We start from the raw sequence: 25956 nt of genomic DNA, 5'->3' as shown, positions 1-25956 counted from the left end.
TACCATCGCCATCTGGTGCGCGCAGTGACGATACCGGGATGTTGCATCAGCACACGATGCGCCGGCAGGCGCACCACCACGAAGGAAAACGGGGGCGTGGGGGAACCAAGTTCCCCCACGCCCCCGTTCCCTATTCACTCACCCCCGGATCAACCGCAACAGCGCCTCGTTGAGCATCGCATAGCCTGCGGCACTCAGGTGCAGTTCGTCGTCGGCATAACGGCTGGAGACAAAACCGTCTGGCCCGCAGAGCACGGCGGCGCTGTCGAGCAGTTGCACGCCGTCGGTTACCAGGGTTGGCAGCCGCGCATTGACGGCCAGAATCGCGGCCTGAACCTGCGAACTGGCCCATGGCCCGCGGGCCAACGGGAAGATCGTGGTGAGAACGACCGGCGCAGCGATGCGCCGTGCCTCGGTGGTGACCGTTGCGATCGCGGCAAACACGGCGTGTTGCGTGGCGAGGCCCGGCGATCCACCTGCGAGATCGTTGACGCCAAGCTGCAGCACGATCACATCGGGGTGCAATGGCTCGACCATGCGGGTGAAATGGCGCGCCAGGTAGGTCGCACTGCCGCCCGGCACCCCGGCGTTGAGAAAACGTAAACCGTCCAGGTTCGGTGTAAGCCACCAGTCCGCCCGCGAGTCGCCAAAGAAGACGACGCGGCGTACGGGTGAGGGTTGTGGAAGTGATGATGGTTGCATAGAGTTATACCATTTCCGGCTCAGCCAGGGCGATTGCATCTTCCGTGTATGCACCCCACCAGGGCACCCGCAAGGGGTGCCCCTACAGGGCCGGGGGCTGGGCCCGGTGTACGGGCACCCGCAAGGGGTGCCCCTTACAGGGCCGGGGGCTGGGCCCGGTGTACGATTGAATATTCATAAGTCGGCACTCCGCGTCGAGGGTCAAGCTGATCCGGCCCTTTTGAAACCATGTCTTTACGTCAAAAAAGCCGTCTTATGCGATAAAGTAGCGGGCCTATACCCAGATCCGCTCGGCGGGCAGCGCCCCCCCTACCTGATGCGCATACGCAGCGATCGCAGCGGTCAGCGCCGCACTCGCGTCGGTTACGTCATCTACCGTCAGCCCGAGTTGGCTCTGGGCCAATTCGACCATCTGGCTCGTGTAGGCCGCAATCGCAGCCAGTTTAATGTCAAGCGTTGCGTCTATCGCAATGATTTGCTTATTCAACGTTATGTCAACTCTTGCACGTCGCTCGGCGAGGGCGCCGGGACGCATCGCATATGGGATGTCCTCATAGTAGATGAGGTTCGTCCCTACCACGGTACGCGCCGCAGTATAGGTCAACAGATGATCGACATGTGCCCCGATCCCCAGTGGTGCATAAAAGGCCGCCTCGGGCAGACGCTCGCGGAGAGCGATCAGCAGCGTCGTGAGCTCGGCATGCAAGGGGTCGTCGGCAGCAGGCTGATGAAAGAGGGTTGTCCGACTGGTGTAGGCCGTCGGGTGACGATAGATGGCATCGAGACAACCAGCCCACAGGCCATCAGCGCCGAGCAATGCCAGGGCTGCCTCGTCCTCACGGAGCCGGGTCGCCACAACCTCGGCAGGACTGAGCCCCCAGGCGGTATGAAAGGCCTGCGCGAGTTCACTGAATGAACCTTCCGGCGACGGCGTTGCGGTGCAGAGGGTCACGACAAGCACGCGCTGCCCCGCACGGTGCTGCGCACTGATCGCCCCGCCACACGAGAGCGCTGCGTCATCGAGGTGCGGCGAGAGGTAGACATGGTTGTAGGTGTGGCTTAGTTCGTTCAGGGAATGGAAGATCATGTCCTTATTCCTTGCCTCAGTCGTCTGTCAACGAAGTGGTCTAGTACCAAACTCAAAGAAGCTCACGCGAAGACGCGAAGGGTTACGCTCACCTACGCAAAAACCTTTGCGCCTTTGCGTCAAATCTTTGCGTCAAATCATCGGGAAGCTTCGTTGACAGACTACATTAGTGTGTCAACGTAACTTTGTTCAGCCCACGTGGCGTAGCCGGATTAAGCCCGCGGGCGATCGTAAGATGGTGGCAAAAGAGCTGGGCAGGGATGATGCTCACAAGCGGCATCAGCCACGGTGCCACGCCTGTGGGCAGCCGCAACCCCACCGTTGCTTCTTTCAGCGTCGCTGGATCATCCGAAAGTATCAGCAACTGCGCCCCCTGGTTTGCGCGCATCCGTATGAGCAGGTCACGCACCGGGGCAAGACCAGGATCGGTCGGGGCGACAGCCAGTATCGCAAAGCCTGGCTCGACCAACGCAATTGGCCCGTGCTGAAATTCTGCGGTTGAGTAACGTTCGGCAATGACATAGGCCAGTTCCTTGAGTTTGAGCGACCATTCGAGGGCGGTCGCAAAGTGAAAGCCGCGCCCCAGCACAACACATTCACGCATCGCCCGAAAATGCTCAGCTGCCGCCACAATCTCAGGGTCAAGCAGCAGCGCCTCGGCAGCGGCGGCCGGTACCCGCTCTAGCGCCACCCACATCGCGGGGTCGTCGGCGAGCGCGGCGGACAGCATCGCAAAGAGCATCAATTCACCCGTGTAGGTCTTGGTTGCGGCCACCGCTCGCTCGGGGCCAGCCTGGATCGCCAGGCTCAATTCGGCAGCCTCGGCTAGCGGCGACTGGGGATCGTTGGTAATCGCCAACGTCAAGGCACCCTGCCTTCGGCCTTCAGCCAGGACGGCGACAATGTCAGGTGACTGCCCCGACTGCGAGACGCCGACGACCAGCGCGTTGGCGACCTGTGGCGGGCGTTCGTAAACGGTAAAGAGCGAGGGAGCTCCAAGGGCAACCGGGAGACCATTGAAAGCCCCGAACACATACTGCCCATAGATGCCAGCATGTTCTGAGGTACCACGGGCCACGAGATACACATATTGTACCCGACGCGCACGGATCGCGTTGGCGACCGCTGCGACCTGCGTGCGGGCATGATCAAGCAGACCCTGCAGCACGGCAGGTTGTTCACGAATTTCTTCGAGGAGAGTCATAGATTTGTTTCTTTCACGTTAGGCGCTGCTCTGCACTGGTAAACGACCTGGTGCATCCGCACGGCCAAAGAGGGTGTCAGCAAGCGCGGTGAGCGCGGGCAGAGCGATGCTGTAGGTACAGAGACAGGTTGGGGCTGCCGGGTAGACCATGGTATCGTAGGGCAGCCGCAGCGCTGCCGCAACCACAGGCACCCCTTGCTGCACCAGCGCCTCGACCAGCGCCGCCTGACCGGGCCGCGTGGTGGCGTTGATTGTCCCGATGATCACGAGATCATAGTCGGCCAGTTCCGCGCTTAGCGCAGCCACCTCAGCCGCCGATGGGTCTGCTGCGATGACGAGTTCATCGGTGTGCGCATGGTAACGACGGATCGCCGCGCCCAATGCGCAGCGTTCGTAGCTCGAGGTATCGGCAGGCGTCAGGTCGGCCAGTTCAGGCGTAACCACAACCAGACGGGCCTCGGCAGGCAAACGCAACGGCAGACGACCAACCCGATCGCGCACCAGCGTGATCGCCCGCGCCGCGACCTCAGCCGCAAGCGCCTGATGTGCGGCACATCCGACGACCGCCAGATCGGGTTGCTCCTGGGTCGCCAGCCAGCGCTTGAGCGCCGTCACCCGCTCGGCGGCAGCCTCCAGGTTCGCCGGGGCGAGGTGACCAGCCTGCGCCGCGGCCAGCAGGGTCGCATACGCCTGCTCAGGATCGTTCGGTTCCGCCAGCAGCAACAGATCGACGCCAGCCGCTGCCGCCTGCACCAATCGGTCGTTCCACACGGCTTCTGTGCCAAAACCCGCCATATTCAGCGCATCGCTGATCACGACCCCGCGAAAACCCAGGGTTCCGCGCAACAGATCTTCCAGCACCCCCGGAGCCAGCGTCGTCGGCACATCAACCCGCCCGGTCAGCGCCGGCACCGCCAGATGCGCCGCCATCACCAGCCGTGCGCCAGCCGCAATCGTCGCCGCAAAGGGGGCCAGTTCAAGTTGCTGCAACCGCGTCAGGTCGTGCGGCACCACGCCCAACCTATGGTGCGTATCGACATCGGTATCGCCGTGGCCGGGGAAATGCTTGGCCGTTGCCGCCACGCCGCTCGCTTGCAAGCCCTCAACCATCGCCGACGCAAGGCGCCCCACCAGCGCGGGGTCATCGCTAAACGAACGAACCCCAATCACCGGATTGGCCGGATTGCTCTGCACATCAACGACCGGGGCAAAATTGACGTTGACCCCAAGCGCCGCCAGTTCGCGGCCAAGTGCCGCCCCGACCCGCCGGGCCAGTCCTGCATCACCCGTCGCGCCCAGCGCCATGTTGCCCGGAAACGCCGTCGCCCCCGCCACCGCCTGCAACTGCCCACCCTCTTGATCGGCACAGATCAGCAGCGGCAGTTGCCCTGCCGCCCGCGCTGCAGCCTGGAGTGCCCCGGTGAGCGCCCGCACTTGCGGCGGTGTCGCCAGGTTGAGCTTGCGAAAGAGCGTCACGCCTCCGATCGGGTGCTGCCGCACAAATTCCAGCAACGCTGCCGGAGCCTCATACCCCTGAAACCAGAGCAAGAGCCGCTGGCTGATCTGATCTTCACGTTGCATCGCTTCTTCCACTTCCGCTTGAAGGTGCCGCAAGGTCATATTTACCCCGCTAACCGCAGGCTCACAATCTGCTTGGCCCTCATCACCACGTCAAACACACCCTCGCGCACTGGCACCGGTGCCTCAACCGGCTCACCCGCCAGATTCACCCGCTGGGCCTGGCGGATCGTCGTAGGCACATGCAACGTCGCCGTGATCGCAGCCTCTTCAGGGTTGAAGATCCGTACCTCCAACCCCAACGCTGTCTGCGCGAGGCTACTCAAGACGGCCCCCCCGCTCAGGCGCAACAGGCTAGCGCTGAGCGGCAGGCGTTGCGCCGGTTGCATAACGGGCCTATCGCCAGCCGTACACTGACTCGTGCGCAATCCAGCGGCCAACTGCTGCGCCAACGCGCCGAGGGCGGCCCGGTCAGGGGCGTCACTCAGTGGCACCAGCCAGTAACGTACGGAAAGTTGCTCGCCCAACAGTTGCCCATCCGGCTCTCCGTCGGTCAACACGGTGCGCCCGGTACTCCGATAGAGCGTCAGGGCGAGCGGGCGGTCAGGCCGATCGAGCACCGCCGTTTCCAGTTGACCCGGCGCAACGACGGCCAGGCCGCGCCCTGCTGCGTAGACTGCGCTCCAATTCTGTTGGGGGCGGCCTTCAACTTCCAATTCACGGTAGGTATGCGCGTCGGCACGCACCGCCACCGGTCGTTCGAGCACATCAAACGCGCCATCAGCCAGATAGGTGACGGCGTCTGTGCCACTCGGCAACAGGACGCGCAACCGATGGTCACACGCCGTGTTGCGCACCTTCGTTGCGACTTCCACCCGCGCACAGCCGGGCCGCAGACTCACCAGCGTATCAAGCTCCAGCGTTGTCAGCGTCTCGGCGCGCGTTCCACGCACGAAATCAAAACGCTCGGGCACACGTAGCGCCGTCCGCAGGCGGAATGTCGTCACGTATGGGCCGTTATGTACCAGAGCCACGCTCGTCGCGGCCCCACACGAACTATGCGCCGCGTCGGCAACGGCCAGGCCGTGGAACCAACCATCGCCAATGTCGGCGCAATCTTCAAAGCTCAACAGGTGTTCGTAGGTAGCCCCATTACGACGATCATGCAGGTGCAAGGTTCCATCAGGCGCGATAACAACCTCAAGCAACTCGTTCGCCATCGCACGAGCGCTGGTCGCCAACCCACGTCCGGGATGGCGCGTTGGCTGGGCGATCGGGCGTGGACTCTGGTGGGGCAGCAGCGGGTCGAGCGCGCCAGGGTGCACGGTGAGACTCACATAGCCAAGGGCCGGCAGGGCCAGCGGCAGGCTCACGCGCACCTCATTCACCTGAACTCCCTGCGGGAACTTGTGCGGATCGAGGCGCGTTCGTGTCACCCCGAGGCGCTGGCTTAGGCGCTGATACGGTACCTCGTTCCCCACCGGATCGTAGATGCGAAAGGCCGGCAGATCCTCAAAGCCAAAGAACTCGGTGAAAGCCGGCCAGGTATGCGGAAGATCGAGGGTAAGCTCAACCGTCTCGTTCAGCGGCTGAGCCAGCGGGTTAAAGACCACCACCCGCACCTCGTCGGAGGCCACATCGCCCTCAATTGCCAGCGCGATCACCCTGGTCGCCTCGGTAGCAAGCAGATCGGCAATCTGGCGGCACTGGCTAAAGCGGTAGTGCATATCGCGATGCACCAGATCAATGCTACAGCCGCCAAGCGAGTCGTGGGGATGGTTCTGGAGCAGCCAGCGCCAGGCAATTTCGAGCAACTGGTGCGGATAGGGCCTCCCCAGCGCACGCGCCGCCCAGACGCTGAACGGCTCGGCCCAGCGGGTGAGCAGCGTCTCGCAAGCGGCATTTTCCTGCTTGAGCGGCACGCGACTCGCGAGCACGCCCGGAATGAGCCAGGCCTCGTTCTCGGCCCGCGGCGGCAGACCCGGCTCGCGCAGTTCACCAGTGATCGTCGCGGTGATCGCCGCAGGATCAGCGAGCAGGTCGTCAAGGTACGCATCAAGGCTCGAAGGGATCAACGCAAAGGGCGCACCGGCATCCTGGCTATAGGCCGTCACGGCCTCATAAACCGTCGCATCCCAGGCCAGATGATCGCCGCCATCAAAGACGAGCAGTGGCGCAACCGCCGTCACTGCGGCCTCGGCAGCAAGGTAAGCCTCTAGACGCATACGCGCCTCGGCGGTACTGACGCGCCGCCCCGGATCATCGGCAGCGCGCACCTCAAACGCAAAAGCCGAATAGCCCCCGCGGCCAAAACGGTAGGTGGGCAAAACCGTACCATCGGCCCCACGCCAGTGAAAATGCCGCCCCGCCGCAAAGTTGACCCCGCGCCAGAGAAAAACCCCGCGCAACCCAAAGCCAGCAAAGATCTGCGGCAACTGACTAATATGCCCAAACTGATCACAGACCCAACCCGCCGACGAGGGCACCGCCCCAAACCGTCGCGCCACCTCGCACCCATAGCGCAGATTGCGCACCAGCGCCTCACCCGACACCAAAAACTCATCCGGCACGGTATACCAGGGGCCAACGACCAGCAACCCGGCGCGGGCCAGCGCCTCAACCTCGGCGCGGCGCTCGGGGCGCACCTCGAGGTAATCCTCGAGCATAATCACCTGGCCGTCAGTCGTAAACGGCCCATGCAACTGGCCTGTTGCCAGCGCCTCAAGCACTTCATCGAGCAACGCCACCAGCGCCGAGCGAAAATGCTGCAGCGGACGATACCACTCACGATCCCAGTGGCTCGAAAGAATATAATGCGCACGTCGTTGCATACAACCCCTGGCCGCTGCCTACCCCTTCACCGCACCCGAAAGCCCGGCGACAAAGTAGCGCTGCGCAAAAATAAAGGCGATCAGAATCGGGATGATCACCATCACCGCCCCAGCGGCGATCAGGCGAAAATCGGCGGTAAACATCCCCCGGAGGGCCATCAACCCCACTGGCAACGTATACAGTTCCCGCGTACGCAGCATCAGTGACGGCCAGAGCAGCGCGTTCCACGACGTGACCGCCGTAAAGACCGCCGCTGTCGCCAGCGAGGGCCGGATCGTCGGCGTCAGCACCGACCACCAGATCCGCAACTCATTCGCCCCATCGATGCGCGCCGCATCAATCAGATCATTCGGCACTGTCTTGTACGCCTGGCGCAACAGAAAAATATTGAAAGCGCTAAAGACACTTGGAAAAATCAGTGCCCAGAGCGTATCGTAGTACTGAAAGACCTGCACTGCTAAAATATAACCAGGAATAAAGGTCAGTTCTGCCGGCACAATCAACGTCGCCAACAACAGATAAAAGATTACTTCGCGCCCGGGAAAGTTCATCTTGGCAAGCGGATAGGCCGCTAGCGACGAAACCGTCACATTGAGCGTCACGGTTAGCGCAGCCACAAACAGACTATTCACAAAAAAGCGCCAGATCGGCAATTGATTCCAGACGCGGGTAAAATTCGCCAGCGTTGGCTCACGCGGTAGAAACTGCGGTGGAAAGCCAAAAACTGCGTCACTCGGCCCCTTCAACGCCGTCATCAGCAACCAGAGAAATGGCAACACCGTCACAATACTCGCCAGCAATAACAAGCCATACCAGAAGAGATTGCGCGTCCACGCGGGACGAACGGAGCGTATCCGGCCTGTGGACATCGGCTCAGCAACTGTGCTCATCCAGATCCTCCTATCCTTCCCCTCGCTCAAGCATCCGCACATTAATGATCGAGAAGGTCAGGGTGATCACCAGCAAGACCATCGCAATCGCCGAGGCGTAGCCAACATTCTGCAAGCGAAAAGCCTGCTTCCAGAGGTAAAACACCATCGTTGAACCGCTATTGAGAATGCCACCCGTCCCATTCGTGAGCACATAGATCTCATCGAAGACTTTGAGCGCACTGAGGCTCGAAATCACGGCCACAAAGACAATCGATGGGCGCAATCCTGGCACACTGATATGCCAATGCTTCTGAAATTCATTGCATCCGTCGATGCGCGCCGCATCATAGAGATCCTCAGGGATCGATTGCAACCCGGCGAGAAAGACGACCATATAGTACCCAACACCCATCCAGGTCGTCATCATCATCGCGATTGGCAACGTCCAGGCCGGCTCGGTCAGAAAGATGATCGGCTTTTCGATCATCCCCGCCGAGAGCAGCATGCCATTGATCGGTCCGCCACTTCCATCAAAAAGGAATTGCCAGGCGATCCCAACCGCCACCGCCCCCGTAATCACCGGGATATAGTAGAGCGCCCGAAAGACCCCGATGCCCAGTAAGGGGCGGTTGACAATGATCGCCAGGGTAATCGCACTCACAATGATCACCGGCGTCACCAGCAAGTAGGTAAACGAGTTGCGCAACGAGAGCCAGAAGACCCCGTCACCAATCAGACGTTGGTAATTGGCCAGACCCACCGGCTGAGCCGGGCGCAAAATGTTGTACTCAGTGAAACTCAGATAACCAACACTCACTAACGGATAGAGCGTAAAGGTCGCCATAAAGAGCAGCGCCGGCAGCAAAAAGAGATACGGGGTCAGGCGCGAGCGTAACGTGTTGCTCATGATTATTCTCGTTTCCGCCCTTAAAACCTATGGGATGCTGGTCATTTTTGCCAGCATAAGCGCGATCTTTGAGGGCTTATGTCCTCACCCCCGGCAGTTTGTGCTGGAAAAAGCGAGCGTAGCTGGCTTTTTCCAGCACAAGTTCAATCCATCCCCGCGTATGCGGGGGATGTAGGCGAAAGCTACCGAATCAAGCCATTGGCCTGCTGTACCGCGTCGCTCAGGACGGTCTGCGGATCGGCACCACCAAAGATGGCCCCCTCAATCGCCTGGCGGACAATGTCGTTCACTTCAGCCGGACGTGGAATTTCGGGCAAAATGTTCTTTTGCTGCGAAATAATGCCTTCGGCCAGCGGGCGGATCTGATCTTCGATCGCGACTGGCTGTTGCGTGAAGAAGGGATCTTCGTAACTCGCTGGCGTCGAGGGGTAGATCGCGACGAGCTTGGAAAATTCGAGCATGCTCTGTGGGTTCGAGAAGAAGGCCGCCAGCGCCGCTGCTGCCTTGGGATACGCGGTGCTCTGGCTTACGACAATCGACATCGAGACGGGAGGCAAGGCCCCCGAACGCCCAATTGCCCGCGGGGCCAGGGCCAGGTAGCCATAGCGACCAGGGTTGCCCTCGCGTACGAGACGGATCAGTTGCGGGCCGGTTACATAGAAGGGCATCTGCGCCGCAGTGAAACGCTCCAGGCCAATGCGGTCATCGGCGTCGTTCAACAGGATCAGGTCACGGTGGATCGCCCCGGCCTCGTTCAGATCAACATAGTCCTGCAACCACTGTACCGCTTCGGGTGAGTCGAAGGTGAAGGCGGTGCCGTCGGCATTCATCACTTCGACATTGCCCTCGTAGGCCATTGTCTGCAACAGGTTGCCGGTCTGCATACGCAAGCCACACGGGATGCCACTCGCCTCGTAGAAGTCGAGACAGAATTGCTTCTGCTCGTCGAAGGTCGTGGGCAGATCGTCCATGGTATACCCGGCGTTCTCGAGTACGTCGGTGTTGGCCAGATAGGCGTCAACCGCCTGGTACCAGGGCACCTGGAAACTCGCACCACCAACATTGGTCTGGTTGAACAGATCAGCGAAGTACTGCGCCTGCACTGCTGGGGGCAACACTTCGCTCATGCTCAGCAGTTGATCGTTCTGGGCAAATTCTTGCACCCAACCCGTCGGGACGTTGACGACATCGGGGGCATTGCCGGCAGCCAGGCTGTTGCGGTACTCTTCCTGGAGCGTGGCCTGACGATCTTCCCACTTCACCGTGACGCCCGGATAGGCTTCGTTGAAGCGGGCGATGGTGCTCTGGATATACTCATCGAACGTCGGCGAGAGGAAGAAGGTCCAGAAGGTGACCGTGGCCCCTTCCTCAACCTCCATCACGGCCTCGGGGTTTGGTCCAGGGGTTGGGGTGACCACCACTTGCTGTTCCACAACCTCGGTCTGTACGACAACTTGGGTCTGCACAACAACCTGGGGTTCAGCGGGGGCCTGGGCCGCCGGGGCGGCTCCGCCACAGGCAACCAGGATCATGGCGAACATGGTCAGAAAGATGGTGAACGCAACACTTCGCTTGCGAATCATAGGACTCTTGCTCCTCATACTTTGTGGTCGGCGGTACGTTGCTTGGCAAGGGGCCTACAACATCAAGGATGTCGTCCCCCGCACGCCTGGCATCGCACGACAAAAAAACAGCCAGTAACTTGGTTCCTAGGTATTTGTTTCTCCTACGTGGTGAGTGACCATCACCCCCTTTCTGTAGCCGTTCAAACAATGGCTTCCAGGTCAAAATCAACCTCGAAGGTGCGCCCCCAGGGAAACCGGACACTATCCAGATCGAGGCGATAGCGTTTGGCAAAGTCTGGTAACGTGGCGAGAAAATGTGCGAGTCCTGTTGCGCTACGTTGCTGCGCTAGCTCGGCCCACGCCGGGGTGATGGGATCGTGGTGGCCGGTCTGCTGGGTGAGCCAGGCTCGCACGTCGGCGCGCACCAGATGTTGATAGCCCCAATCCTCGACCAGGCGGTGCAGCAGCAGTCGTTCGTGGGCAACCGCCCCGGCCGGTGTGCTGATCAATTGGGCGGCAAACGCCTGCGCTAGCGTGGTGCCAATCGTATTGCCAGCGGTATTCCAGGCCCCGTAGGCCGTCAGTTGGGCCAATGCGATCCGCTCACTCAGCACCTCCATCAGCGCCGGGTCGGCCCCATTCGGGTAGGCGACATCGGCAATGGCAACCGCCTGCCCCATCGCCAGTCGGCAGGCCGCTTCATCAGCAAGCCTGTTCAATGCGGGGAGGCGTGCGGTCTTCTCCTCTGCTGCATGCGCCGCATCCCACTCGGCCCGTCGCGCTACCGGTGCATTCACCCCCAACCAGATCGGCGCGTCACGCTCGACCAAATGACCTCTCGCAGCCGCCACTTGGCGCGCCACGGTCAGCCGGATCGGGCCATCTTCATAGGCTGCCACCTGCTCGGCCCCTTCCAATGGCGCATACGTTACCGTCACCGCTGGGGACACCCCGGCCCGCTCATTCAATAGCCGCACGACCAGCACCGACCCCACCTCATCGGCACCGGGGTACATCAAGAGGGAAGGGGTTGCCGTGGCCTTGTGGAGCGAATCGCCCGGGTTTCCCAGCAATGCGCCCCAACTCGCCAGCCATCCCTTTTCCCGCGAGGGCAAGCCAGCCGGACTCGTATCGTCAGAACTGAGCACCAGCAAGTCAAGCGTGCCGTCATCCAGTAGGCCGAGGGCCGCAAGATTGACGGTATGGTTGCGGAGCCGCCGGGCGAGCAGATCGCGTCGGTACGTCGCCGGGATTGACGCCTCGGCTGCCGCCAGGGCCTCGTCAACCGCTTCGCCACGCCCATGCCGATCAAGCAACTGCGACAGCGCATAGAGCCGTTCACCATACGCGGCCCAGTAGTCCGGCTCTTCGACCGCATCATTCGCGTTGGAAACCCGGGTGACCACATTGAAGGCATAGATCGGCAGGCGTGGCGCGAGCGAGCGCACCGTTCGCAAGACTTCGAGACGGTTCAACACGACCGCCACCGGCTCATCAGAGATGCGCGAAGCGATCAAGCCACCATAGCCGAGTTGTTCGAGCGCCACAATGAGCCCATCAAGCTGCGGGGCCGTTGCCGTCAACCAGGCCGCCAACATCTGGGCATCGCCCGACTTGCGTCGCTTACTCAGCGCCGCCGGTGGCGGCAGCAGCACCTCGGCACCCGCAATCGCCGCCACCATCACTGGATAGCGCGTATTCGCCGGTCGCTCATCAAGGGGAATAAAACCAAACTTCATGCATTAATCCCTCATCCGATCGATCGCCTGGAGACTAAAGAGCAACGCGCGCGGCACATGGAAGAAGCCCTTGTAATTGCCACCTTTGCTCGTCAACGCCAGATCGCCCCGTCGATCGCAGTACCCAAACCACTCGCCATGCACCGGATCAACAAAATGGGTGTAAGTATAACGATCCACCCGCTCGAGCCAGGTGAGCCAGTGCGCCTCGCGGGTGAGGGTATAGGCCAGTACCAGCGCATAGATCGCCTCGGCATGCGGCCACCAGAGCTTCATCGTCGCCTCAAGTTGGAGCGTCGGACGCCCCGCGAGATCCATAAAATAGAAGAGGCCGTCGTACTGCGTGTCCCAGCCCAGTTCAAGCGCCCCCGCCAGAGCCGTGAACGCAACCTGCTGCGCCTGGGCGTCGGGGTTGCGGGCGAGCATCTGCAGCAGAATCCAGACCGTCTCGATCGTGTGCCCTGGGCTAAAGAGCCGCCCCTCGGGAAGCGCCGTCAGATCACGTCCGTCGTGCGCCACGACCTCACGAAAGACCCGGTGTGCGGGATCATAGTGACGCAGCACTCCGGCCACCGTCGCACGCAGCACCTCGTCATAGCGTGGATCATCAAGCTGACGGGCCAACTCAAGCGCCATCATGCCTACCACCAACCGATCCGCCAGTTGACTCACCGCAACCTGACCGGGCAAGACCGGACGCCCAAGCAACGTCGGCTGCTCGATCCATGCCACAATGCGCCAGAAGAGCGCCACGGCCTCATCAAGGCATGCCTGATCACCCGTCGCCAGCCCATACTCAAACAAGCCCATCTGCACAAAGACGGCCGCATACGGCTTGCGCTGAAAAAAGAAAGGCTGGCCCTCACGGGTCAGGCTAAAGAAGATCCGGCCCTCGGCGTCGCGCCCATAGCGGCGGATAAAATCCACCCCAAGCCGCGCCGCCGCCAGCCACTCGTCACGTGGTGCTAGCTCACGATAGAGCCGGGCGAACATCCAGACGGCACGGCCCTGGAGCCACATATATTTACGCGGATCATAGACCGTGCCATCGCGATCGAGACAGGTAAAGTAGCCACCGTGCTCATGATCGAGCGCATGGCGGAGCCAGAAAGGAATCACCGCGTCAACGAGATCGCGCCGGTAGCGCTCTGCATAAGCCTCTAGCATCATTGCCTCTATGTGTGATCCACGTGTTAGACCAATTGGAATTGAGCGATCCGCATCGGTAGGGCGGCCCGAGCGCCTTGGAACGTCATATGCGGCAATCAGCAATCCAAAATCTGCAATCTGACATGGTATTATGGCCGCGAAAGGCGTTCAATCCCCAATTCAAATGTCAAAAGTGGCGCTGCCGCGCCGAGCAGCGGCGCATCTGGGCCAAGGGCCACAACTTCGACGACAGTAGCCCGGGCAAGGGCCGGCAGACAACGCCGGGCCAGATTGGTCACAACCGCCTTACGCAACAGTTCACCAAGCGGGGCCACCTGGCCAGTAATCAGCACCCGCCGAATATTCAGCACGCTCACCAGACTCGCCAGCGCAATGCCGAGATAACGCCCGGCCTCGGCAATCACCGCCCGCGCCAGCGGATCACCAGCCTGGGCCAGGTGCGCCAGTTCCTCCAGCGTTGGCTCGGCCGAAAGTGCCGAGGCCTGGGTCAAACGCAACTCACGCGCCTGCCGCAGGATCGCCGCACTACTCGCCACGGTCTCCAGGCAACCGCGATTGCCACACTTGCACAACGGGCCATCTTCGGCGACCACCAGATGGCCAATCTCACCGGCCCCATTGCCTTCACCCGTATACAAACGATCACCGAGCACAATGCCCGCCCCGATGCCATTGCCAACCTTGACCACAATCAGATCGGGGGTACCCTGAGCCTGACCAAACATATACTCGGCCAAGGCCAGACTATGGCTATCATTCGCCAGATAGACCGGCAACTGACAGCGCTCTTGCACCAGTGTGCGCAAAGGCAGATCAACCCAGCCGAAATCAACGGCTCGCACCACCGTCCCGCGCTCAACATCGATCAGACCTGGCGTATTGATGCCAATGCCAAGCAGGGGATATTCCGCCGCACGTCGGAGTTGGTCTGCCACCGCATAGATCGTCTCCAGAATGGCGTCACCATCGCACAAAGGCACATCCAGCGTCACAGAAGCCCGCAACTCACCGCGCAGATTGACGAGCGCCCCCACGACACGCTCATTGGTCACACTGATCGCCGCCACCTGGCGCGCATCTGCGACCACACTGAGCAAAATCGGCGTCCGCCCGATCCCGACCGTCCCGTGACCGACCTCCTCAAGCAAGCCACGCTCAAGCAACTCGCCCACCGCGTCCGAAACCGTCGCCCGCGTTAACTGCGTCAGACGCGCCAGATCAGCCCGGCTAATCGCGCCGTACTCATAGATCGTGCGCAACAACAGCCGACTGTTGTGCTCTTTGGTGTGCTGGCGGGTCGCCTTTTCGAGCAACGGATCCACGGTTTCGCCCTGAACCTATTTAGATAGTTCAATAAACTTACAAAAGAGTGTAGCATATTTTTGGGGGCTGTCAAGCCCCCAGTTCCAAGCTTCAGGCCCTAGTCTCTCACGTGCCGTATCTCGCCCTGCCGTGACGGAATCGCGCCGGTCACATTGGCATAAAAGGCGCGGTAGACCGCGAAATCAGCGTCAATATCACCCGTCGGCATAACGATGGGGCCAAGGCCAATCCGACGCTTGGCGTAATCAGCATACCCGAGCACAACAGGAACCCCGGCACCCATCGCAATATAGTAAAAGCCGGTCTTCCAATGATCAATATACTGGCGCGTCCCTTCGGGCACAATCGCGATCCGCAGGTCTGGATACTGGGCAAATTTCTCCACCATCTGCACAACAAAATTGGCCCGTGCCCCACGTAGAACTGGCATCCCCCCCAGCGCACGCAATAGCCAACCGAGCGGTGGGCGAAAGAGTTCAGCTTTCGAGATCCAACGAAACCGAACCCCTGTGGCCCCCATCAAAAGCCAGGTCAAGATCAGATCAAACCATGTCGTATGGGGCGCACCAATGATCACACACTGCTTTGGCAACGGTGCGGCAACTTCAGCCCGCCATCCCCTGAACGCAAGCAGGATGATGCAAAAGTTCTGGAACAACGTCTTACGGCCAGTTGATGATACTGAATACGGCATTGTACCCTCGGGTGAATTTCTAGTCTTATTCCACCGGTACCGGGATCTGTTCAAGAATCTCGGCGATCAAAGCACTACTCTTGCGCCGTCGCAGGCGCGTTTCGGCGGTCAGCATCAACCGATGGCCGAGCACCACCGGGGCCATCACTTTGATGTCGTCGGGCAACACAAAGGTACGTCCACGCAGCGCCGCATATGCCTGCGCCGTCTGATAGAGTGCCAACGAACCGCGGGGACTCGCCCCAAGCTCAATCTCGGGATGGGTGCGGGTGGCGCGTACCAGTTCGACCAGGTAGCGCCGCACCTCTGGCGTCACCGCAACCATGCGCACCTCCGCCTGCATCTGCAGAACCTCCGCTGCAGTGAGCACCGGCGTCAGGTCGTTCAGCGGATTGCTTCGTTCAAAGCGCACCAGGATCGCTTCTTCCTCCTCAAGGCTTGGATAGCCCGGCTCAAGTTTGAGCAAAAAGCGGTCGAGTTGTGCTTCAGGCAGCGGGAACGTCCCCTCGAGTTCAACCGGATTCTGGGTCGCCAGCACAAGAAACGGGCGCGGCAACGGGCGGGTGGCCCCATCAACCGTCACCGTCTGCTCTTGCATCGCCTCGAGCAGCGCACTCTGGGTTCGCGGCGTCGCCCGATTAATCTCATCGGTCAACACAACCTGCGCAAAAAGCGGCCCTTCGCGAAACTGAAACTCCCCGATCTTCTGATTGAAAAACGCAAGCCCGGTCATATCCGAAGGCAATACATCCGGGGTACACTGAATGCGCTGAAACGTGCAGCCAAGCGAAGCGGCCAGCGCACGCGCCAGCGTCGTCTTGCCCGTGCCTGGCACATCTTCCAGCAACACATGGCCTTCACAAAGCATCGCGACCAACAAGCGATCAATCAATTCCTCTTTGCCCACCATCACCCGCGCTACACTCGCCCGCACCCGACCCACCAGGTCACTGAGCACCTGCACACGGTCACGACTCAATTGCTGCAAGCTCTTTTCTCCTTGATGCGAGCCCCCGCCCCCTACGTACTCTGTGGGCAAAAACCAGCTTGGTTTTGCCCACAGAGTATACACGATCCAGACAAGGTCTATGTGAAATGGTATAATGCCCCCGTGTCAGGTTCCCCCGACACGTATCATCAGGATTGCTGCCAGAGCGCAGTGGAACGTCATGCACGGCAAGCTGCAATCTGCCATAGGATAAGTAAGGAGAAGCGATGCGCTTATCAGAAGATAAGGTACGCCGGATCGCCGAGCGTTTGCATGATGAACTGGCCCAGGGCAACCTGCTTGCCTACCGCGAGTCAGTCGGGGCCAAAACTGGTGTCGGGCGCGCTGCCCGGGTCAAGGCCATCTTTGATTTCATCGTCGAAGATCTGCGCCGCGAAGAAGAGCTTGACGCCGAGGTAGAGAAGGTGCTCGCCACCTATAGCCGCGAAATCAAAGGCACTGAACGCGATATCCTCTTTCGCAAACACAAAGAGGAGCTCGCCCGCAAAAAAGGGTATATTCTGTAACAAGCTGACCGCACACAAAAAAGCCAGCGTAGCTGGCTTTTTTGTGTGCGGTCAACATTTCTGCTAACTTACTGCTTCTTGACGGGCTGGCCGGTGTAGGGGTCGTACTGCCACTCGCCCGTCGGATCAACCGGGGGCTGAAGCGTGTTCTGCGCACTGCTCTGCACGCGACCCTCCTCGGGCATCACAATCCAGAGGATCAGATAGAGCAACGGGCTAAGGCCGCTCAGCACGGCGAGCACAAAGACCAGCCGCACAATCGTCGCATCAATATTGAAATACCGGGCCAGACCGCCACATACCCCACCAAGCATACGATTGCTGGAACTGCGTACCAAACGATTCTCCATGAGTAGGCTCCTTGCTTGTGGTGACCTTCACTCAACGAAGGCCACTGTTCTTCACTTGCCCATATGACGATACGCAACTGAGATAGTTGCAACAAAGCTTAGAGCATAATGGGCGTATCGTTGCGCACGAGTTCTTCGCTCAGTTCCCAGAGGCGTGTCTGGGCGCCACGGTCATACGAGGCGAGCGAACTGGTCTGCGCGGTACGTTTGGCAAAATATTTGCCGGTAACACCGTCGACCTCAGGCGATGAGGCCAGATAGATCGAGGTGGCGGCCCCCTGTTCAGGGCTCAGCATAAAGATGCGCCCCAGGTTGAAGAAGACGCCAAAGAGCCCTTTGGTCTCGGCGGCGAAGTTCGAGTTGACGGCCCCGGGGTGCAGGCAGTTAGCCGTGACGCCAGTTCCTTCGAGTCGCCGTGCGAGCTCGTAGGTAAAGAGAATATTGGCAAGTTTCGAGTCAGCGTAGGCACGGAAGCCATTGTAGCCACGCATCGCCCGCGGGTCATCGAAGCGCACACCGCCCGCCATATGCGCTCCCGACGAGACCGTCACAATGCGTGAGGGGGCGCTCGCCTTGAGCGTTTCGAGCAGCAGGTCGGTCAGCAAAAAGGTCGCCAGATGGTTGACCGCAAAGGTCATCTCGTAGCCATCCACGCTGACCTGCCTCTCGTCAAGGTAGAGGCCGGCATTATTGACCAGCACGTCAAGGCGCTGGTAACGGCGCTTGAACTCATCGGCGGCGGAACGCACCGCGTCGAGCGACGCAAAATCGGCGAGGATAAAGTCAACTTTCTCATTCCCCGTCTCCGCAATGATCGCATCACGGGCAGCCTCGGTGCGCTCACGATTCCGTCCGAGAAGCACAACCGTCGCGCCCATATGGGCAAGTTCGCGGGCCGTCACCCGGCCAATGCCGGAACTGGCTCCTGTGATCAGGACAATTTTATTTTCCATAGGTGCTTCCTTTTTTTATTTATGCTAGAGACGGGTTAGTGGCGGCTTTGCCACCACCAAGAAGCTTGTTGGTGCTGGCGGTTTGCGCCAGCACGGCTCTGGGTTCGCGGGCGGGACGCCCGCTGTTGCCGTAAGAGATGCTCTATCAGCCGCAGGAGCAGGCGACGCCCCTGGGAGCGCGGGCGTCCCACCCGCTGTTGCTCCCGAAGCGGGCGGGACGCCCGCGCTCCCAGGGACGCAAACGCCCTTTGCGCCTTTGCGCCTTTGCGTCAAATCATCAGACTATGTATTTCCCAAACTTCTTACGCAACAGGCACCGCCACGACTGGCACGTCGCTGGGAACACCAGTCAGCGCAATTTTCAACACTTCATCCATTGACGAAACGGGAATCAGGGTCAGGTCGTTCCGTACCTTCGCTGGCAGGTCAATGATGTCTTTGGCATTCTCTTTGGGCAGAATGAAGGTGCGAATGCCAGCCCGATGCGCCGCAAGGGTCTTTTCTTTCAAGCCGCCAATGCCCAGAACTTTGCCCCGCAAGGTGACTTCGCCGGTCATGGCGACGTCACGGCGGACGGGTTTGCCCGTCATTGCGCTGATCAGCGCGGTGGTTAGGGTGATCCCCGCCGAAGGTCCATCCTTAGGTACGGCTCCCTCGGGAATATGGATGTGAATATTGTGCTCTTCAAAGTAGTTTGGATCGATGCCAAGCTCGGTCGCACGGTAACGCACATAGCTTACTGCTGCCTGCGCACTCTCTTTCATCACATCGCCGAGTTGCCCGGTGAGTTGCAACCCACCTTTGCCTTTGACCGGCAACACCTCAATGCTGAGGATATCGCCGCCGGCGGTTGTCCAAGCGACGCCCGTTGCGACCCCAATTTCGTCCCGCTCTTCGGCAAGCCCGAAGGTGAAACGCTCGGGGCCAAGATAGGTGGCAACATCACTCTCGTCGATAGCAAAAGATGTTGGCCCGCCTTCTGTCCCAGGCTCGCTGGCCGCAGCGACCTTGCGGGCAACTTTGCGGCAGAGACTCGCGATTTCACGTTCAAGGTTGCGCACCCCGGCTTCGCGGGTATACTCCCGGATGAGCTTGATCACCGCGTCGCTGCTGATTGTCAGTTGTTCAGCTTCGAGACCGTGAAACTCGCGCTGCTTGGGAATAAGGAAGCCCCGCGCAATTTCGAGTTTTTCGTCTTCAGTGTACCCCCCGATCTCAATAATCTCCATCCGATCACGCAACGGGCCAGGGATCGGCTCAAGTTGGTTGGCCGTCGCAATGAAGATGACTTTACTCAGATCAAAAGGTATTTCAAGATAGTGATCCGAAAACGTACTGTTCTGCTCAGGGTCAAGCACTTCCAGCAACGCTGACGTCGGATCGCCACGGAAATCGGTGCCAACCTTATCCACCTCGTCGAGCACATAGACCGGGCTGTTCGACTTGACCGATTTGATGCCCTGGATAATGCGGCCCGGCATCGCCCCAATATAGGTACGGCGATGTCCACGGATCTCGGCCTCATCGCGCACACCACCGAGGCTCGTGCGGATAAACTGGCGATCAAGGGCCCGTGCAACGCTGCGCCCGAGGCTCGTCTTGCCCACCCCAGGAGGGCCAACAAAACAGAGGATCGGACTACGCATCTTGTTGCCGGCGAGCTTGCGCACGGCCAGGTACTCAAGGATCCGCTCTTTGACCTTTTCGAGGCCATAGTGATCCTCATCAAGCACCTTCTGCGCCTCGACAATGCTAATCTCACCGTGCTGCTCTTCGCCCCACGGCAAATTCGTCAACCAGTCAAGGTACGTCCGGATCACCCCGGCCTCAGGGCTGTTCATGCCCTGTTGCGCCAGCCGCTTCACCTCGTGGAGCGCCTGACTCTTCACGTACTCAGGGGCTTCCATCTCATTGATCTTGCGGCGCAACTCATCAATGGGATCATCGCTATCATCGTCTTCACCGAGTTCGCGCCGAATAACGCGCATCTGCTCACGCAGAAAATATTCGCGCTGGCTCTGGTCGAGCACCTCTTTGGTATCCTGCTGGATCTTGGCGCGCAGCTTGAGCAACTCGAGCTGGCGAGCCAGCACAAAGTGGGCTTTGCGCAAGCGTTCGAGCGGATCGAGCGTATTCAAGACTTCGAGGCGGTCTTTGAAATCAAAGGCCGGCCCCCAGGTCACAATATCGGCCAGGTGCCCGGCGCGATCAATGCGATGCACAAACTGCACCGCCTCTTGCGGCACCTCACCAAGGTGATCAACAAACTCATCAACCTGTTGCTTGACTGTATCCATCAGGGCGTGAACTTCCATGCCTCCCGTTTCGGAATCAAAGGCAGGGATACAGCGCACCCGGTAAAAGGGTGTGACCTGAAGCGCCCCCTGGATCTCGGCACGATGCAACCCCTCGAGGATCACGCGCGCCGTACCATCTTGCAACTTGGCAAACTCATCGAGCCGCGCAATCACCCCGATCGGCGGCAATTTCTGCGGAGTTGAACTCTTATAGCCATCAAGCTCATATTCACGGACAAAAATCAGCAATACCTCGTGGTGATCCTCTTGCCAGGCCTGTTCCATCGCCCGGTACGATTTACCAGGGGGAACCTGCAGCGGGATCGTCATATGGGGCATGATGACCATTTCACCCAGCACAACCAGAGGCAGATCTCGCCCTTCGAGCAGCGGCTCATCTGGTTGCAATATGCCAGGAAGCGCCTCTTCAGGGATCGTAGTGGGCTCAACGGAAGCACGACGTTTGTTGGTAGACATCAATTCTCCTCACTTTTAGGTCAATTCAGCGAGCAACGGTAGTAATTCCTGGTCTTCGGGGCGAAACTGAAGGGCATACAGTCGGGCATAGAGCCCGCCCTGAGCCACCAATTCGGCATGGCTGCCTAGTTCGACAAGCTCACCGGCGACGATCACCGCAATGCGGTCGGCACGTTTAATTGTACTGAGACGATGGGCAATGATCAGACTTGTTCGCCCGTGCATCAAGCGTTCAAGGGCCTCTTGCACGAGACGCTCACTCGCACTATCAAGGGCGCTCGTTGCTTCATCAAGAATGAGAATGCGCGGATCTTTGAGGATCGCCCGGGCAATCGCCACACGCTGGCGCTGCCCACCCGAGAGCTTCACCCCACGTTCCCCAACCGGAGTGGCATAGCCCTGAGGCAACTGCTCAATAAACTCGTGAGCATTTGCCGCCTGTGCAGCCGCCTCCAACTCCTCCTGACTCGCTTCAAGCCGCCCATACCGAATATTCTCGGCAATGGTTCCATTAAAAAGCTGCGTTTCCTGCGGGACAATGCCGATCTGTGCCCGTAAACTCTCCAGGGTCACCTCACGGACATCATAGCCATCAATCCGCACGCTCCCCTGTTGCACATCATAAAAGCGGGGCACCAGACTCGCGATGGTGCTCTTGCCAGCCCCACTCGGGCCAACCAGGGCCACCACTTCGCCAGGACGCACATCCAGACTGAAGGTTTTGAGCACCGCTGGTGCCGCAGGGGGCGGGGCTTGCGCGTCATCAGACGGAGCCTCGCTCGGATAGGCAAAGGTAACGTCATCGAAAGTTACACGGCCAGCAAGCGTCGACAGCACCACGGCATCAGGTCGGTCGGTTATCTCGGGCGGCGTATCGAGCAATTCAAAGACCCGTGCAACCGCCCCAAGCGCCTGTTGCAACTGGCTAAAGAGTCCGGAGAACGAGGCCAGCGTGCCGCTGATCGCCCCGGCATAGAGCAGAAACGTCACCAGATCACCCGGCAACAAACTTCCCTCCAGCACCAACCGGCCTCCAGACCAGAGTACCAGCACCAGGGTGCCCCAGGCCGCAAAGCCGATCAACGGTTCAAAGGTTGCACGGACGCGCGCGCGGCTCATCGCTGTCTGAAAGGTCGTCTCGATCGCCTCGGTAAAGCGTCCAATCTCATACGGTTCGCGGGCAAACGACTTCACCACCCGCACCCCCGCGACCGTCTCTTCCAGCACACTCGACGCGTCGGCGAGGCGATCCTGCACCGACGTCGAGAGCCGCCGGAGCTTGCGACCAAAGAAGATCGCCAGCATCGTAATGGCAGGCACCAGCAGCAACGCCAGGGCCGTCAACTGCCACGAGACCATGAGCATCAGGATCAAGGCCCCAACAAACTGGACAACCGACCCAAGCAGGGTCGCCAGGTTTGTCGTCACGGTCGTCTGAATTAAGGTTACATCATTCGTCACCCGGCTCGTAATTTCGCCAGTGCGACGGCTATTGAAAAATCCGAGCGACAGGCTCTGCAAATGGGTATAGGTCTGGATGCGCAGATCGCTCACCACCCGTTCACCCACAAACGACAGCGTATAGCTCTGGATCAGCGTAAAGAAGGACTGCACCAGCACGACGACCACCAGCAAGATGGCAACCTGATTGAGGTTAAACGCAAAGCCGTCGGCGACAATCGCATTAATCAACTGACCAACGGCGAGCGGCAAAACAAGGCCAACGCCAGTAGCAATGAGCATTGCCACGAGGGCAAGGATCATCCACCAGCGGTAAGGAGCGACATAGCCCAGCAAACGCCGCCAGCTTACGCCTGATAGCTCAGCCAACGCAACACGCTGGCGTGGCGCATCAGCCGGGCGAGCGTCGCTAGCGCGACGAGCAACCGGAAGAGAGCGTTTCATGCGAGCCGACCACCCTCAGCACGTTCGAGGGTACGCGCCATACCCGACAAAACTCGATCAAGCAATACCATCAACGCCTCAATTTCAGTTTCAGCAAGGTGAGCGAGCGCCATTTGCATCTGTTCACGACGGGCCTGCTTGATCTCTGCGACAAGCTCACGCCCGTAGGTGGTCACTGCCACCATCACCTGGCGGCGATCTTTTGCATCGCGCACCCGTTCAATTAATTGTTTTTCATCAAGCCGGTCAACGACCCCGGTCAACGAAGCAGCCGACTGATGCGTCGCCTCGGCAAGATCAGACATCTTGCAGGCCTCGGTAAGCGGTTCAAGGTGAAGCAACGTATAAAACTGCGGCACCGTCAACCGAAAGCGCTCGTCATCGAGCAACTGCATAAACTGGCGTTGGGCCAGCCAACTGATCTGCATCAGCGAGCGTTCAATCTCATCAAACGGCGTCCGTTCACCTTCCGCATGCTGCTCACGATGGACCTGGGTCATGGGCTATCCTGACTATTCCTCGACCCTCTAGATAATCAACAACATTTAGTATATCACTCCTTAAGTATGCCCGCAAGGGCAACGCAGCCTGTCGCAGCGCAAGCACATACCGATGTGTGTGATGCGCAGCATGGCTCGCCGTCAGCGCGGAGTCATCCGTACCTGGAAGGCCGCGCAGGGCTATGGCTTCCTTGCCCCGGAACAGGGCGGCGAGGAGGTCTTTGTCCACAAAACCCGGAAGGGGGCCTACCAGATGATCTTCTGGCTGTTGGTGGGTTTGCACCTGCTCGGGTTGGCCGGGGTGGTGGGGGTGGTGGGGCGATTTTGAGCGGAGCCGCAGCGCACACCACCCCGATCCCCCGCACCCGCTTCCGCGCCATCCCCCGCTCATGTTGCGACGGCGGGCCCCTCCGCATCGGCGCGCTAAATGTACTGCTGACGGCCTGGCCGCATCCATAGCGGCCCACCCGAAGGCCAAGCAAAGGGCGCGATCATTCAGGGAAGGAGGCGGAAGCTCACACGTGCTGTGACCAGGTGGCAGTGACAAACACAACTCATCACCTCGATAGACGTAGTTCCCGAGTTTTGGGACTGGTTGTTGCATCTCGGACAACAAAATCGCGTAAAGATGCCCTTTGAAATTTTGGAGGAGATTACAGTTGGGCGGAACGATCCGCTAGTAGAGTGGCTCAAAAAGCACACCTCTACCTTGCAGTTAGAAGAAGAGGCGCGTTTGGATTTAGTGCAACACGTAGTAAAGCAAGGGTATGCCCACGATTTGAACGATGATGAGCTTGAGCAAAATCGGGCGCGATCCGTTTCTCGTAGCCTATGCGCTTGCAGTGCCTCCACGGTGTGTTGTCACGGTAGAGGTTTCCAGACCAGCACGGAAACGACAAAATCGCAAAGTGCCCGATGTTTGTACAAGCCTGGGCGTTCAATGGTGCAATACATTCACGCTGATTCGCGAACTGGGTTTTCGTACTTCCTGGCAGCGCTAACTTAGTAGCTCCAATCTTTGTGTGGGAGAGGCTGTCGATTGAGTTCCTCGCGGTGGAGCCGCCAATGTCGTTTACGATACCAGCGTTGCAGCACCGCTTCGCGCTGTTCGCGCGTGCTGCCGGAACGCACCTTTAACTCGATAAAGCAGTTATTTGGCAGCAATATACTGGCCGGCCCGTCATGCTCGACGACATGGAGGCGGCAGCGCCGTCCTTCTACATAATGGCTCTCTCCTGAGACCATTTCGCGTCGGGATTGGCGCTCCTGTGCATCAAACTGTCGTCGCTGTTTGCGAATCCATCGTGACCTGGTGATGACGGCGAGGCGAACAGCATCGTCGTCGATGCGTATCGGTACCGCAACGCGAACCCGTCCATCGGGCGGGTACACACCTAGATGGAGGTTTTTGATCGGCTTGCGGACGATTTCTGCATCGATGCCGCTCACCGCGACGGCCTCCGCATGGATGGGGTTCATCCCACGAACCTCGGCGCAAGGCCGGAGCAGCGACATGATCCGGGCCTTGCGTGCGTGGCGCGAGCGGTGCGAAGATCGTCAACGCACGCCCATGCGCATGCAGCGCATCAGAACGCGCCATCCGCCCCTGCCGTCGGCGTCAACGCCTCGGCTACCGTGTGCAAAGCCGGCCCGCGTCGGCAGCCAAGGTCACCGCCGTGACCTTGGCTGCCGACGCGGGCCGTTCACGGCCACGGCAGGAAGCTGCGCTTGCCCTGCTGATAGTTGCTCTCAGTGTTGACAAGAACAACAGAATAATGATACTATCTCTCAGTACGGAAACGATACAATGTATCATTTAGTGCAACAGCGCTTCAGGCTGCGTTCCGTTTCGTCAGTTACCCAATCGTAAACGATTGGGCTTGTCCCTGGCGCTACAAACCCGAAGGTTCGTATCCGAGACGTTCGGCCTCCTGACAAAGGCCCTGTCGAGCGAACCCGACAGCGCATGCAGATGCAGAAGCATACGACCTTGAACCTTTTACCCGTTCGAGGATTCCCGAACGGAACCGGCAAGATTCAGTTTTCAAGGTGCGTTTCAACCGTTTCCACTGGCGAACCAGCTTCGTGCCTTGCACACGAACAAGTGTACCACAGAACACCGTTTTTAGCAATAGAAAGCGGCAAACGGCGTAGGGCGATTGCATCTTCCGTGAATGCACCCGCCAGGGCACCCGCAAGGGGTGCCCGTACATCGGATCCGGCCCCCGGCCTGTACCCGCCAGGGCACCCGCAAGGGGTGCCCGTACACCGGATCCGGCCCCCGGCCTGTACCCGCCAGGGCACCCGCAAGGGGTGCCCGTACACCGGATCCGGCCCCCGGCCTGT

23 protein-coding genes and 1 pseudogene are annotated in these 25956 nt (G+C 59.9%); 5 read left to right on the top strand and 19 right to left on the bottom strand.

Going from position 1 to position 25956, the window contains the following annotated elements:
* Window positions 1-138: 138 nt before the first annotated feature.
* From A9Q02_RS13290 to A9Q02_RS13260, 7 genes are all read right to left on the bottom strand, one after another.
* Window positions 139-702: an SGNH/GDSL hydrolase family protein gene (locus A9Q02_RS13290; RefSeq protein WP_172450958.1), complete on the bottom strand. Its 564-nt coding sequence runs from the start codon at window positions 700-702 to the stop codon at window positions 139-141.
* Window positions 703-976: 274 nt separating this feature from the next.
* Entirely contained in the window at window positions 977-1789 is an 813-nt protein-coding gene (locus tag A9Q02_RS13285) for a PIG-L deacetylase family protein (RefSeq protein WP_097653569.1), read from the bottom strand.
* Between the two features lie 166 nt (window positions 1790-1955).
* Window positions 1956-2993 carry an SIS domain-containing protein gene (locus A9Q02_RS13280; RefSeq protein ID WP_097653568.1) on the bottom strand — a complete coding sequence of 346 codons (1038 nt, stop codon included), beginning with the start codon at window positions 2991-2993 and terminating at the stop codon, window positions 1956-1958.
* Between the two features lie 18 nt (window positions 2994-3011).
* Window positions 3012-4574 (bottom strand): glycoside hydrolase family 3 protein, encoded by a 1563-nt coding sequence (locus tag A9Q02_RS13275; RefSeq protein WP_097653584.1) that lies wholly within the window; start codon window positions 4572-4574, stop codon window positions 3012-3014.
* A gap of 41 nt (window positions 4575-4615) precedes the next feature.
* Window positions 4616-7342, bottom strand: a complete 2727-nt coding sequence (locus A9Q02_RS13270) for a glycoside hydrolase family 38 N-terminal domain-containing protein (protein WP_097653567.1) — start codon at window positions 7340-7342, stop codon at window positions 4616-4618.
* 18 nt (window positions 7343-7360) lie between these two features.
* Window positions 7361-8233 carry a carbohydrate ABC transporter permease gene (locus tag A9Q02_RS13265; RefSeq protein ID WP_245860538.1) on the bottom strand — a complete coding sequence of 291 codons (873 nt, stop codon included), beginning with the start codon at window positions 8231-8233 and terminating at the stop codon, window positions 7361-7363.
* A gap of 10 nt (window positions 8234-8243) precedes the next feature.
* Window positions 8244-9122: a carbohydrate ABC transporter permease gene (locus tag A9Q02_RS13260; RefSeq protein ID WP_097653566.1), complete on the bottom strand. Its 879-nt coding sequence runs from the start codon at window positions 9120-9122 to the stop codon at window positions 8244-8246.
* On the opposite strand from A9Q02_RS13260, the gene A9Q02_RS24270 reads away from it, so the two are divergent.
* On the top strand, window positions 9121-9297 hold the full coding sequence (locus A9Q02_RS24270; protein ID WP_172450956.1) for a hypothetical protein: 177 nt from the start codon (window positions 9121-9123) through the stop codon (window positions 9295-9297). The two genes, A9Q02_RS13260 and A9Q02_RS24270, sit on opposite strands and share 2 nt — an antisense overlap.
* A gap of 7 nt (window positions 9298-9304) precedes the next feature.
* On the opposite strand, the gene A9Q02_RS13255 is transcribed toward A9Q02_RS24270, so the two are convergent.
* The 6 genes from A9Q02_RS13255 to A9Q02_RS13230 all read right to left on the bottom strand — a co-directional run bounded on the left by A9Q02_RS13255 (window position 9305) and on the right by A9Q02_RS13230 (window position 16523).
* A complete protein-coding gene (locus A9Q02_RS13255) occupies window positions 9305-10705 on the bottom strand; it encodes an ABC transporter substrate-binding protein (protein ID WP_097653565.1) in 1401 nt (466 codons plus the stop codon).
* Window positions 10706-10887: 182 nt separating this feature from the next.
* Window positions 10888-12426 carry a DUF4127 family protein gene (locus A9Q02_RS13250; RefSeq protein ID WP_097653564.1) on the bottom strand — a complete coding sequence of 513 codons (1539 nt, stop codon included), beginning with the start codon at window positions 12424-12426 and terminating at the stop codon, window positions 10888-10890.
* Between the two features lie 3 nt (window positions 12427-12429).
* Complete coding sequence (locus A9Q02_RS13245; RefSeq protein WP_245860537.1) at window positions 12430-13596, bottom strand: AGE family epimerase/isomerase; 1167 nt, start codon at window positions 13594-13596, stop codon at window positions 12430-12432.
* A gap of 128 nt (window positions 13597-13724) precedes the next feature.
* On the bottom strand, window positions 13725-14918 hold the full coding sequence (locus A9Q02_RS13240; RefSeq protein ID WP_097653562.1) for an ROK family protein: 1194 nt from the start codon (window positions 14916-14918) through the stop codon (window positions 13725-13727).
* A gap of 98 nt (window positions 14919-15016) precedes the next feature.
* Window positions 15017-15496 carry a 1-acyl-sn-glycerol-3-phosphate acyltransferase gene (locus tag A9Q02_RS13235; RefSeq protein ID WP_172450954.1) on the bottom strand — a complete coding sequence of 160 codons (480 nt, stop codon included), beginning with the start codon at window positions 15494-15496 and terminating at the stop codon, window positions 15017-15019.
* A gap of 142 nt (window positions 15497-15638) precedes the next feature.
* The gene (locus tag A9Q02_RS13230; protein ID WP_097653582.1) at window positions 15639-16523 is read right to left on the bottom strand and encodes an AAA family ATPase; all 885 of its coding nucleotides are present in this window, start codon (window positions 16521-16523) and stop codon (window positions 15639-15641) included.
* A 305-nt stretch (window positions 16524-16828) separates the two neighbouring features.
* Here A9Q02_RS13230 and A9Q02_RS13225 point away from each other — a divergent pair, with 305 nt between their 5' ends.
* The gene (locus A9Q02_RS13225) at window positions 16829-17128 is read left to right on the top strand and encodes a DUF507 family protein (protein ID WP_097653560.1); all 300 of its coding nucleotides are present in this window, start codon (window positions 16829-16831) and stop codon (window positions 17126-17128) included.
* A 68-nt stretch (window positions 17129-17196) separates the two neighbouring features.
* Here A9Q02_RS13225 and A9Q02_RS13220 read toward each other — a convergent pair whose 3' ends face one another.
* From A9Q02_RS13220 to A9Q02_RS13200, 5 genes are all read right to left on the bottom strand, one after another.
* Window positions 17197-17478, bottom strand: coding sequence for a PspC domain-containing protein (locus A9Q02_RS13220; protein ID WP_097653559.1), 282 nt, complete (start codon window positions 17476-17478; stop codon window positions 17197-17199).
* A gap of 98 nt (window positions 17479-17576) precedes the next feature.
* A complete protein-coding gene (locus A9Q02_RS13215) occupies window positions 17577-18431 on the bottom strand; it encodes an SDR family oxidoreductase (RefSeq protein ID WP_097653558.1) in 855 nt (284 codons plus the stop codon).
* Window positions 18432-18733: 302 nt separating this feature from the next.
* On the bottom strand, window positions 18734-21205 hold the full coding sequence (lon, locus tag A9Q02_RS13210) for an endopeptidase La (protein ID WP_097653557.1): 2472 nt from the start codon (window positions 21203-21205) through the stop codon (window positions 18734-18736).
* A 15-nt stretch (window positions 21206-21220) separates the two neighbouring features.
* The gene (locus tag A9Q02_RS13205; protein WP_097653556.1) at window positions 21221-23110 is read right to left on the bottom strand and encodes an ABC transporter ATP-binding protein; all 1890 of its coding nucleotides are present in this window, start codon (window positions 23108-23110) and stop codon (window positions 21221-21223) included.
* A complete protein-coding gene (locus tag A9Q02_RS13200) occupies window positions 23107-23610 on the bottom strand; it encodes a MarR family winged helix-turn-helix transcriptional regulator (protein WP_097653555.1) in 504 nt (167 codons plus the stop codon). The genes A9Q02_RS13205 and A9Q02_RS13200 overlap by 4 nt, the downstream gene beginning before the upstream one ends.
* Window positions 23611-23731: 121 nt before the next feature.
* On the opposite strand from A9Q02_RS13200, the gene A9Q02_RS13195 reads away from it, so the two are divergent.
* From A9Q02_RS13195 to A9Q02_RS25195, 3 genes and pseudogenes are all read left to right on the top strand, one after another.
* Complete coding sequence (locus A9Q02_RS13195) at window positions 23732-23938, top strand: cold-shock protein (RefSeq protein ID WP_172450952.1); 207 nt, start codon at window positions 23732-23734, stop codon at window positions 23936-23938.
* A 228-nt stretch (window positions 23939-24166) separates the two neighbouring features.
* Window positions 24167-24361, top strand: a pseudogene (locus A9Q02_RS25415) (DUF4411 family protein); the annotation flags it as partial.
* Window positions 24362-24395: 34 nt separating this feature from the next.
* The gene (locus A9Q02_RS25195) at window positions 24396-24611 is read left to right on the top strand and encodes a DUF4411 family protein (RefSeq protein ID WP_216361514.1); all 216 of its coding nucleotides are present in this window, start codon (window positions 24396-24398) and stop codon (window positions 24609-24611) included.
* A 1-nt stretch (window position 24612) separates the two neighbouring features.
* On the opposite strand, the gene A9Q02_RS13185 is transcribed toward A9Q02_RS25195, so the two are convergent.
* Entirely contained in the window at window positions 24613-25089 is a 477-nt protein-coding gene (locus tag A9Q02_RS13185; protein ID WP_097653553.1) for a YgjP-like metallopeptidase domain-containing protein, read from the bottom strand.
* Window positions 25090-25956 lie beyond the last annotated feature (867 nt).

Source organism: Candidatus Chloroploca asiatica, from assembly GCF_002532075.1.
GTDB classification, from domain to species: Bacteria; Chloroflexota; Chloroflexia; order Chloroflexales; family Chloroflexaceae; genus Chloroploca; species Chloroploca asiatica.
The sequence above is the reverse complement of the archived record's forward strand: the minus strand, read 5'-3'. Positions and strand labels throughout refer to the sequence as shown.